This window comes from Catenulispora pinisilvae (assembly GCF_015356865.1).
GTDB lineage: Bacteria > Actinomycetota > Actinomycetes > Streptomycetales > Catenulisporaceae > Catenulispora > Catenulispora pinisilvae.
The window spans coordinates 1-10,569 of the sequence record NZ_JAAFZA010000313.1; the positions used below are offsets into that span (position 1 = coordinate 1).

Sequence of the window (10,569 nt, forward strand, 5' to 3'; positions counted from 1 at the left end):
GTCTGACGACCGCACCACCCCCCGCCCCATAGCGTTGCCGCATGATCGAGGCACGCAGCCTGACTAAACGCTACGGCGACAAGACCGCCGTCTCCGACTTGTCCTTCACCGTCCGTCCGGGCATCGTGACCGGCTTCCTCGGCCCGAACGGGGCCGGCAAGTCCACCACGATGCGCATGATTCTGGGCTTGGACCGGCCCAGTTCCGGTGCGGTCACCGTGAACGGCCAGGCCTACGCCGAGCACTCCGCTCCCATGCACGAGGTGGGTGCGCTGCTGGAGGCCAAGGCCATCCACACCGGGCGCTCCGCCTACAACCACCTGCTGGCGCTGGCCGCCACCACCGGTATCGAGCGGTCGCGGGTCGATGAGGTGATCGATCTCGTCGGTCTGCGCGATGTGGCCAAGAAGCGGGCCGGGGGGTTCTCCCTGGGTATGGGGCAGCGGCTGGGTATCGCCAGTGCGCTGCTCGGGGATCCGGACACGCTGATCCTGGACGAGCCGGTGAACGGGCTGGACCCCGAGGGCATCTTGTGGATCCGGAACCTGCTCAAGGCGCTGGCCGCCGAGGGCCGGACCGTGTTCGTCTCCAGCCATCTGATGTCCGAGATGGCGCTGACCGCTGAGCACCTGATCGTGATCGGGCAGGGCAAGCTGATCGCTGACACGTCAGTGGCCGAGTTCATCTCCCGCGCCTCCACCGGCAGCGTGAAGGTGCGTACGCCGGACGCCGCCAAGCTGCGCGAGCTGCTGGCCGGGCCGGACGTCACGGTCTCCTCCTCGGTCGAGGGCACGCTCCAGGTCGAGGGGCTGACCAGCGATCGGATCGGCACCGTCGCCGCGGAGAACCGGATCACGCTGTTCGAGCTGGCCCCGCACGAGGCCTCGCTGGAAGAGGCGTTCATGGAGATCACCGGCGACGCCGTCGAGTACCGCGCCCCGGCGCAGAAGTCCAACGCCGGTACCGGTGCCGATGCCAACAGCGATGCCAACGCCGCTACCGGTACCAGCGCCGCTGCCGATGTCGAGGTGAACGCATGACCGCCGTCGCCCAAGCCCAACCACAAGCCCCCGCGCCGGTCCGTCGCGTCCACACCGGCAAGGTCACTCAGGGCCGGGTCATCAAGAGCGAGTGGATCAAGTTCCGCACGCTGCGCTCCTCGCGCTGGTCGCTGATCGCCGGGGTCGGGGCGATGATCGCCATCGCGCTGCTGTTCAGCCTGGCGATGAAGAGCCACTACCCGCATATGAGCCAGGCCCGGCAGAAGGAAGTCGACCCGGTCGCCGACCCGATGCGCGGGGTGTTCCTCGGCCAGCTGGCGGTCGGTGTCCTCGGGGTCATGATGATCACCGGCGAGTACACCACCGGGATGATCCGGGCCTCGCTGTCCGCCGCGCCCAAGCGGCTGCCGGTGCTGTGGGCCAAGGCCCTGGTGTTCACCGTGGTGGCCTGGACCATCATGACGGCCACCGCGTTCGTCTGCTTCTTCCTGGCGCAGTCGATCTTCTCCTCGATCCACATCAACAAGAGCATCTCCGACCCCGGCGTCCTGCGCGCGGTCTTCGGCGAGGGCCTGTACCTGACCGTCGTCGGCCTGCTCGGCGTGGCTCTGGGCGCGATCATCCGCAGCACGGCCGGCGCCATCGCCGCGCTGTTCGGCATCCTGCTGGTGCTGCCGGTGCTCGGCGAGGTCCTGAACCTCACCTCCTGGGGCGACCACGTGAACCCCTACCTGCCGAGTAACGCCGGGCAGCAGGTGATGGCGCTGACCACCACCTCCCCGGACATGAAACCGTGGCCCGGCTTCTTGCTGTTCGTTGGTTACGCTGTGGTGGCGATGGCCGCGGCGGCCGTCCTGCTCAAGAGACGAGACGCGTGAGCTCTGCGACCGTTCCCGAAGACCCCGGCAGCCGCCGGGGTCTTCGGGCCGTCGTGGACGCCCCGACCACGGTGTCGGCCTGGCTCGGCTCGCCGGCGATGAAGCGATTCCTGCAAGCTGCCGGCCTGGAGAACGGGGTGCGCAGCGGGCAGAAGTGGGCCGCCGCACACACAACAGCGGTGGACGCGCTGTTCGTCATGGCGATCCTGGCGCCGCTCGGCGGCCACCTCTACTTGAACCCGCCCCCGCACGCGATCGCTGGCTGGGTCCTGCTCCTCGGCTTCTTCGCCCCGCTGGCGCTGCGGCGCCGGTTCCCCTGCACCGTGTTCGCGGTGGTGGCGGCCGTCGCCTTCGGGCAGTGGCTCTGGGACCTGCTGCCGCCCCAGGTCGACTTCGCCCCGCTGATCGCCCTGTACTCGGTGGCCGCCCACGCCTCGATCCGGCGCACGCTGGCCGCGATCGGCGTCATGGAGGTCGGCGCGGTGATGGTGGCGGAGTCGTGGGCGCACGAGAACGAGGCGCTGCGTATCTTCACGTTCGTCTCCGGCATGGTCACCGCGGCGGCGGTGCTCGGCGTCAACACCCGCACCCGCCGCGCGTACTTCGAGACCCTGGAGGAACGCGCGCGCCGCCTGGAGATCGAACGCGACCAGCAGGCGCAGATCGCCTCAGCCGCCGAACGCGCCTCGATCGCGCGCGAGGTCCACGACGTCGTCACGCACAGCCTGTCGGTGATGGTCGCCCTGACCGACGGCGCCTCCTACGCCGTCCACACCTCCCCGGACCGCGCGGCCGAAGCCGTCGCCAAGGCCTCCGAGGTCGGCCGGCAGGCGATCACCGACATGCAGCGGGTCCTCGGCGTGCTGCGCGGCTCGGCCGGCGCCACGATGGCCGAACTGCACCCGCAGCCCGGGCTGGCCCAGCTGGACACGCTGCTGGCCGAGGTGCGGGTGGCCGGGCTGCCGGTCGAGCTGGTGGTCAGCGGCGCGCGGCCGGACCTGTCATCGGGGATGGAGCTGGCGGTGTTCCGGGTGGTGCAGGAGGCGCTGACCAACACCCGCAAGCACGCCGAACCCGGCGCGTCGGCGCGGGTGCGGCTGGACTTCGGCGCGGACGCCATCGACGTGACAGTGCTCGACGACGGCCTGACGGCGCGCGCCGGCCGGAGCGACCGTCTCAGCGGGGCCGACGCTGGCGGGCATGACGCCGGCGGACCCGATGCCGGCGGGCACGGCATCGCCGGGATGAAGGAGCGGGTGGCGGCCTTCGGCGGGGAGCTGGAGGCCGGGCCGCGCAGCATCGGGCACGGCTGGCGGGTGCACGCCCGGGTGCCGGTGTCCGCCGGGGATTCTGCATGATCGGCGACCCCGCATGATCGGCGACCCCGCATGATCGGAGACCCTGCATGATCGGCGGCCCCGCATGCCCGGACACCCCGCATGACCGGACACCCCGCATGATCGGCGGCCCCGCGTGATCAACATCCTCCTGGTGGACGACGCCCCGCTCCTGCGCATGGGCTTCCGCATGGTCCTGGAAGCGCAGCCCGACGTCAGGGTCGTCGGCGAGGCCGGGGACGGCGCCGAGGCCGTGGCGCTGGCCGCCGAGCTCCAGCCGGACGTGGTGCTGATGGACGTCCGCATGCCCGGCGTGGACGGCATCGAGGCCACCGCCCGCATCACCGCCGCGGGCCTGCCCTCCCGCGTCCTCATCCTGACCACCTTCGACCTCGACGAGTACGCCTTCGCCGCGTTGCGCGCCGGGGCCGCGGGCTTCCTGCTCAAGAACGCGCACCCGGCCGACCTCATCGCCGGCATCCGCACCGTGGCCGCCGGCGACGGCGTGGTGGCCCCGCGCATCACCCGCCAGCTCATCGAGGCGTTCGCGCGCCAGGCCGACCCGGCGGCGGCCACCGGCCCGCGCGCCGACGAGCGCCTGGGGCGGCTGACCGACCGCGAGCGCGAGGTGCTGGTCGAGATCGCCCGCGGCCAGTCCAACGCCGAGATCGCCGAGACCCTGCACCTGTCCGAGGCCACGGTCAAGACGCACGTCAGCCGGATCCTGCCCAAGCTCGAGCTGCGCGACCGGGTGCAGGCGGTGGTGTTCGCCTACGAGGTCGGCCTGGTCGCGGCCGGTTCACAGCCCGGCGACGACAAGTAGTCGCCCGGTTCCCGGCCCGCCGGCGGCGAGTAGTCGTCCGGCTCGCAGCCCAGCGACGATAAGCAGTCGTCCGGCTCGCAGCCCGGCGACGACAAGTAACCACAAGTAACCATCCGGCTCACAGCCATCCGGCTCACAGCCCAGCAGCGACAAGCAGCCGATCCATCTCGTCCACCGGCAGATGCGGCGAGGCCGCAGCAGCGTGCACCACGTGCTCGCAGTCGTCGCCGAGCAGCGCGATCAGGTTCGGCGTCGGCAGGCTCCGGTGCCCGGCCACGGCGGCGCGCACCGAGGCCTCGGGGTCCTTGGCCAGCGCCACGGCCAGGTCGGCCGACAGGTCCGGGTCGTCGCAGGCCATCGCCCGCAGCCGCGGCTCGGCGTCCACGGCGAACCGGCGCAGCGTCTCGGCGGGGTGGGTGAGCACCGGTTCGTACTCCCACCACATGCTGTGCCGGTCCCAGTGGTGTGCGCGCTCGATCCGCTCGGCGCGTTCGGCGTCGACCAGGTGCGGCGCGGTGTGGACCATGGTGATGCGGACCTGTTCGTCCGGGTCGTCCAGCAGCTTGCGGACGGCCTGGATCGGCAGCGCGGTGCTGCGGGCGGCCGCGGCGCGGAAGCAGGGGTAGGGGGAGTCGACGTGCCGCTCGGCCTCGGCGGTGACCCAGGCCGGACGCAGCGTGCTGAGCGCGGAGTCGGCTTGCAGGTACTCGAAGACCAGGCCGTAGCCGTCGTCGGCGGCGATCAGGTCGTCCAGGGTCGGGGCGTTCTCGGTGATGTCGGCGTGGATCGCCGCGCGCACCGCCTCGGGGGTGTCCGGCCGGGCGAAGACGGCCAGCCGGACAACTGGACTGGGATCCCGAGTAAGGACGCTGAGCATGGGGTCCGGCAGGTCCGGGCGCGCGGCCAGGCCGGCCCGCACCTCGCTGTCCGGATCCCGGGCCAGCAGGTCGATCAGGGGCTCGTCGAGGTCGAGGTGGCTGAAGTAGGCGCAGAAGGCCGCGGAGCGGACCTTCTCGTCCGGGTCGCCCAGCAGCACGTCGCGGACGTTGGCCGGGGCCTGGGCCCACCACCGCGCCAGCATGACCCTGATCTGCGGCTCCGGGTCGGCGGCCAGCCGGGCGCGCAGGTCGGCCGGGACGCCCTCGGTGCGGGCCAGGGTCTCGCGGACCTCGCGGGCCGGATCGTCGATGAGCGTCTCGAACAACCGGCGCCCGGCGTCCCGCGGGGTCTCCGGGCAGGTCCGGCCGTCGCCGCCGACGATCACCGCGGCCCGGATCCCCGGGTCCCGGTGCCGGGCCAGCACCATTCGGAACCGGTGGCACAGCCACGGGTTCAGCGCCAGCGCGTGCACCTGCCAGCGGTCGTCGCGCCCGATGATCTCGGTGACCATGGCGTCGGTCAGATCCGGCCGTTCGGCCACCGCTTGCAGCGCGCGCGGCCGGGCGAGCAGCCGGAACACCATGTCCGGCGGCAGCGCCGGATTCTCCGCGAGGCCTTTGACCGCCTCCACCACCGTGACATTGCGCGGCCCATCCCCGGCCATGTCTTCCCCGTCCTTCCACCCCGCGACCCCCGTCGCGGGTTCCCCTTCAGGAGCTGCACTTCGAGCTGTACTACGAGCCGTACGACGAGCTGTACTACGAGTAACCCACAGCTCGTCGTACTTCGTAGTACCCGTACATACGTGCGAGTAACGTGGCGTCGGCCACGCCGACCCGGCCCCGAGGCGTTCCGCTCAGGACAAGGTCGGCGTGTGGCAGCTTCGTCACCGATCGTAGAGTGTGCCGCTCGCGGTCCCGTCGCGCCCGTCGCAATGTCCCCAACAAACCGGGAGTAATACCCGCGCGTGTGGAATGGGTTTTACCTGACCCGGTGTTGTCCGCCAGAGTGGAAGCCGGGCAGGGAGTCGGCGTGACATGGGTGGGATGAGTTGAGCACGGAGAGTTTACAGACGGCTGCACGGACGCAGAAATCGATCCTCAGACGGGGCTTCGGGTTGCTCGGCGTCGCGATCCGGACCGAGCCGCGGGTGTTCGCGGCCGCTGTCGGCGGCAGCGCGGTGTACGGGCTGATGACCGTCGGCGCGGCCTGGGCGGTCGGCTGGGCCACCGATCACGCGGTGCTGCCCGCGTTCAAGGCCGGGAAGGTGCCGGTCGGGGCGACGGTCACGGCCGGGCTGCTGATCCTGGGCGTGGCGCTGGCCAAGGTGATGGGCATCATCGGGCGGCGGCTGCTGGCCGGGGTGATGCAGTTCCGGCTCCAGTCGCGCTATCGGCGCGCCGTCTCCGAGCGCTATCTGCAACTCCCGCTGTCCTGGCACCGGCGCCACCCCACCGGCCAGCTGCTGTCCAACGCCGGCTCCGACGTGGACATGACCTGGCAGTTCATCGCGCCGCTGCCGATGTCGCTCGGGGTGCTGATCATGATGGTCGCGGCCCTGGTGTCGATGGTGCTCACCGATCCGGTGCTGGCCATCGTCGGCTTCCTGCTGTTCCCGGCGATCATCGTGCTGAACACCGTCTACCAGCGCTTCGCCGCGCCCCGGCTGGCCGCGGCCCAGGAGATGCGCGCCGGGGTCGCCGAGATCGCCCACGAGTCCTTCGACGGCGGCCTGGTCGTGAAGACCCTGGGCCGCGAGGACGTGGAGACCGCGCGGTTCGCCGTCGCCGCCGACCAGCTGCGCGACGCCAACATCGCCGCCGGCCGGGCCCGGGCCTTCTTCGACCCGGCGCTGGAGGCCGTCCCCAACTTCGGGGTGCTGGTCGCGCTGCTGGTCGGCACCTCCCGGGTGGCCTCCGGCGCGATCCAGGCCGGGCAGGTCGTGCAGGTCGCCTACCTGATCACGCTGCTGGCCTTCCCGCTGCGGGCGATCGGCTGGGTGCTGGGCGAACTGCCCCGCTCGGTGGTCGGCTACGCCCGGGTCAAGGCCGTGCTCGACGCCCGGGGCGACATGGATTACGGCACCGCCCGGGCGCCCGCCGCCGGCGCCGCCGACGTCCGGCTGGAGCACGTCGACTTCGGCTACGCCGGCCAGGACATCCTGCGCGACGTCGACCTGAGCCTGCGGCCCGGCTCGACCGTGGCGCTGGTCGGGCCGACCGGCGCGGGCAAGTCCACGCTCACCGGACTGCTGGCCCGGCTGTCCGATCCGGACAGCGGCAGCGTCCGGCTGGACGGTACCGACGTCCGCGAGTTCGCCCGCGGCCAGATCCCGGCCCAGGTCTCGCTGGTCCCGCAGCAGACCTTCCTGTTCGCCGACAGCATCCGCGACAACATCCGGCTGGACCGGGACGCCGACGACGAACAGGTCTGGGCCGCGCTGCGGCTGGCCCAGGCCGACCGGTTCGTCAAACGGCTGCCCGAGGGCCTGGACTCGGTCATCGGCGAGCGCGGCGCGACCCTGTCCGGCGGCCAGCGGCAGCGGCTGGCGCTGGCCAGAGCCCTGATCCGGCAGCCCCGGCTGCTGATCCTGGACGACTGCACCGCCAGCGTGGACCCGCAGGTCGAGGCCGCGATCCTGGGCGGGCTCCGAGCGGCCGCCGGCGAGGGCACGCTGGCCAGCACCGTCCTGGTCGTCGCCTACCGCAAGGCCACCATCGCGCTGGCCGACGAGGTGGTCTACGTCGAGCGCGGCCGGATCATCGACCACGGCCCGCACCTGGAGCTGGTCGAGCGCTGCGAAGGCTACCGCGACCTGATCACCGCCTACGAACGCGACCATGACGAGCGCGACAGCACCCTGCAGGAGGTCGGGATATGACCACCGCCACCGCCGACCTCGACGCCGACCGTGACCCCGATTCCGACCTCGACCTCGACGACGAGCAGACGTCCCCCGCCCCGGGTGGCTACCAGCTCCCCGAAGCCCTCGACGGCGGTTACGCGGTCCTGCGCCGCGGCGTCCGCCTGGCCCCGGCCTTCACCAAGGGCCTGGGCCTGACCATCACCTTCGCGCTGATCGCCACGGTCGGCCGGATCGTGATCCCGCTGACCGTGCAGCAGAGCCTGGACCACGGGATCCTGGCCAAGGGCGGCCCGGACTACGGCGTGGTGCGCAACATGGTCGCGTTCAGCGCCGTGGCCGTGCTGGCCACGGCGGTGTCGGCGTACCTGATGAACTTCCGGCTCTACACCTCTAGCGAGCGCGGGCTCGCGCAGGTGCGGACCAAGGCGTTCCGGCACATCCACGACCTGTCACTGCTGCACCAGCAGACCGAGCAGCGCGGCGCCCTGGTCAGCCGGGTCACCAGCGACATCGACACGGTCACGGTGTTCATCCAGGAAGGCGGCATGCAGTTGTTCGTGGCCGCCGCCCAGGTGACGGTCGTGACCATCGTGATGGCCGTGTTCTCCTGGCAGCTGACCATCCTGGTCTGGGTCTGCTTCGTGCCGCTGTTCCTGGTCATGCGCAAGATCCAGAAGCGGACCGGGCGCGCGTACCGCAAGGTGCGCCGGCGCTACGGCAAGATGCTCGGCGAGGTCTCCGAGGCGCTGGTCGGCGCCGACGTGCTGCGCGCCTACGGCATCGAGGACCGCGTCGGCGGGCGCATCGGCGCGGCGGTGGAGAGCACCCGCGACTCGCAGGTGCGGACCCAGCGGCTGATCGTCATCACGTTCTCGATGGGCGAACTGGTCGTCGGCCTGGTCAACTCGGCGATCGTGGTGGTCGGCGTGCTGCTCGGGGTCGGCGGCCACCTCAGCGCCGGCGACCTGGCCGCGATGCTGTTCCTGGTGAACCTGTTCATCTCGCCGGTGCAGTTCGCCACCGAGATGCTGAACGAGGCGCAGAACGCGATCGCCGGCTGGCGCCGCATCGTCGGCCTGCTGGAGCAGCCGCCGGACGTGGCGGACCCCGGTGCCGCCGGACTGGCCCCGCCCGACGGCCCGCTCGGCGTCGGCTTCGAGGAGGTCGCGTTCGCCTACCCCGGCGGCGCCCCGGTGCTGCACTCGCTCACCACGCAGATCACGCCGCGCACGCGGGTCGCGGTGGTCGGCGAGACCGGATCGGGCAAGACCACGTTCGCCAAGCTGCTGACCCGGCTGATGGATCCGAGCTCCGGCCGGATCCTGATCAACGGGGTGCCGCTGAAGGACATCGACTTCGAGACGCTGCGCTCCCGCATGGTGATGGTCCCGCAGGACGGCTTCCTGTTCGACATGACGGTCGGCGACAACGTCCGCTACGGCAAGCCCGGAGCGAGCGACGCCGAGGTCCGGCGCGCGTTCGCCGACCTGGGCCTGACCGACTGGCTGGACGGGCTGCCCCAGGGCCTGGCCACCCGGGTCGGCCAGCGCGGGGAGTCGCTGTCGGCGGGGGAGCGGCAGCTGGTCGCGCTGGCCCGGGCCTACATCGCCGATCCGGACCTGCTGGTATTGGACGAGGCCACCTCGGCAGTGGACCCGGCGACGGAGGTGCGGATCACCCGCGCGCTGGACGGCCTGACCCGCGGCCGCACGTCGATCGCGATCGCGCACCGGCTGTCCACCGCCGAGGCCGCCGACGAGGTGTTCGTGTTCGACGCCGGGGCGATCGTCGAGCGCGGGCCGCACCGGGAGCTGGTCGGGGCCGGCGGGGTGTATTCGGGGCTTTATGAGAGCTGGGCTCGGCAGCAGGGGTCTTGAGCGAGTCGGGCGGCAGGCGGCAGGGTTCTGCTGCCCAGGCGGCTCTGCGGTCAAGCCTGAGGAGGTGACCGCGGCCAAACTTGGGGAGGCTACCGCGGTCAAGCGGTGGTGTCGCTCGACCGCTCCGCCTCGCCCGGCGCGTCCCAGACGGTCGTGACCGAGCCGTGCTTGTTCCGGCCGACCAGGTGGATACGCAGGGTCTCCGGCGTGCCGTCGTCGGGGCCGTTGGTGATCGCCACGCTGCCGTGCCGCACCGACAGCTCGTTGGCGTCGACCACCATCCCCGGCGCGAGCATGAGCACCACGCCGTTGCCCCGGCCCTGGATCTCGACGATCAGCTCCGGCCCGGTCAGTACCGCGCGGGTCAGGTCCAGAGTCACGGTGCACCACAAGGTGCGCAGCACCAGCCGGTGCGGGAGCATCCAGCGGCCCTCGCGGCGCACCGGGCCGTGCTTCTCCCGGATCAGCACCGATTCCACGACCGGTCCCGCCGGCGCCGGGACCGCGGGCAGCGGACGCGCGGCGCCGGTCGCGACCAGATCCGCGGTCAGCGGCGCCAGCGCCTCGAAGGTGCGCGCCGCCAGCGCCTGCTCGACCCGCTCGTCGTACTCCGCCGCGTCCAGCCGGCCGTCGGTGACCGCGGACCGCAGCGTGTCGATGACCCGGTCGCGGTCCGCGTCGGACGCGCGCAGGACCGGCTGGCTGGACGGTTCAGTCGACATTCGAGTCCTCCCGGCGCGGCAGCGGTGACCCTCACGTTATATCGCAATGTGGTCCCGCTCGAAGCGGCTTCAGCCCGGCAAGTGACAATGGGTGCATGACCGACGAAGTCCCCGCCTCCGCCGCCGCGCCGACCCCCGCCCTCGACCCCGCGATCGCCGCCCGGCTCAAGCGCGACGAGCACGGCC

Annotated in this window: 8 protein-coding genes; 6 read left to right on the forward strand and 2 right to left on the reverse strand. The window is 71.8% G+C overall.

Features of this window, described 5'->3' with window-relative positions; genetic code table 11:
- Positions 1–41 precede the first annotated feature (41 nt).
- The 4 genes from IZR01_RS44430 to IZR01_RS44445 all read left to right on the forward strand — a co-directional run bounded on the left by IZR01_RS44430 (position 42) and on the right by IZR01_RS44445 (position 4,039).
- Positions 42–1,040 carry an ABC transporter ATP-binding protein gene (locus IZR01_RS44430; RefSeq protein WP_194927347.1) on the forward strand — a complete coding sequence of 333 codons (999 nt, stop codon included), beginning with the start codon at positions 42–44 and terminating at the stop codon, positions 1,038–1,040.
- Positions 1,037–1,879, forward strand: coding sequence for an ABC transporter permease subunit (locus IZR01_RS44435; RefSeq protein WP_194899727.1), 843 nt, complete (start codon positions 1,037–1,039; stop codon positions 1,877–1,879). The genes IZR01_RS44430 and IZR01_RS44435 overlap by 4 nt, the downstream gene beginning before the upstream one ends.
- Positions 1,876–3,237 carry a sensor histidine kinase gene (locus tag IZR01_RS53860; protein ID WP_194899729.1) on the forward strand — a complete coding sequence of 454 codons (1,362 nt, stop codon included), beginning with the start codon at positions 1,876–1,878 and terminating at the stop codon, positions 3,235–3,237. The genes IZR01_RS44435 and IZR01_RS53860 overlap by 4 nt, the downstream gene beginning before the upstream one ends.
- Positions 3,238–3,352: 115 nt before the next feature.
- A complete protein-coding gene (locus tag IZR01_RS44445) occupies positions 3,353–4,039 on the forward strand; it encodes a response regulator (RefSeq protein ID WP_194899730.1) in 687 nt (228 codons plus the stop codon).
- A 133-nt stretch (positions 4,040–4,172) separates the two neighbouring features.
- Here IZR01_RS44445 and IZR01_RS44450 read toward each other — a convergent pair whose 3' ends face one another.
- A complete protein-coding gene (locus IZR01_RS44450) occupies positions 4,173–5,582 on the reverse strand; it encodes a hypothetical protein (RefSeq protein ID WP_194927348.1) in 1,410 nt (469 codons plus the stop codon).
- A gap of 387 nt (positions 5,583–5,969) precedes the next feature.
- On the opposite strand from IZR01_RS44450, the gene IZR01_RS44455 reads away from it, so the two are divergent.
- Both IZR01_RS44455 and IZR01_RS44460 read left to right on the forward strand, forming a co-directional pair.
- Positions 5,970–7,799: an ABC transporter ATP-binding protein gene (locus IZR01_RS44455; RefSeq protein ID WP_228561275.1), complete on the forward strand. Its 1,830-nt coding sequence runs from the start codon at positions 5,970–5,972 to the stop codon at positions 7,797–7,799.
- Positions 7,796–9,661, forward strand: a complete 1,866-nt coding sequence (locus tag IZR01_RS44460) for an ABC transporter ATP-binding protein (RefSeq protein ID WP_194927349.1) — start codon at positions 7,796–7,798, stop codon at positions 9,659–9,661. The genes IZR01_RS44455 and IZR01_RS44460 overlap by 4 nt, the downstream gene beginning before the upstream one ends.
- A gap of 98 nt (positions 9,662–9,759) precedes the next feature.
- Here the strand turns inward: IZR01_RS44460 and IZR01_RS44465 are convergent, their stop codons facing one another.
- Positions 9,760–10,383: a DUF1707 SHOCT-like domain-containing protein gene (locus IZR01_RS44465; protein ID WP_194927350.1), complete on the reverse strand. Its 624-nt coding sequence runs from the start codon at positions 10,381–10,383 to the stop codon at positions 9,760–9,762.
- Between the last annotated feature and the right edge of the window lie 186 nt (positions 10,384–10,569).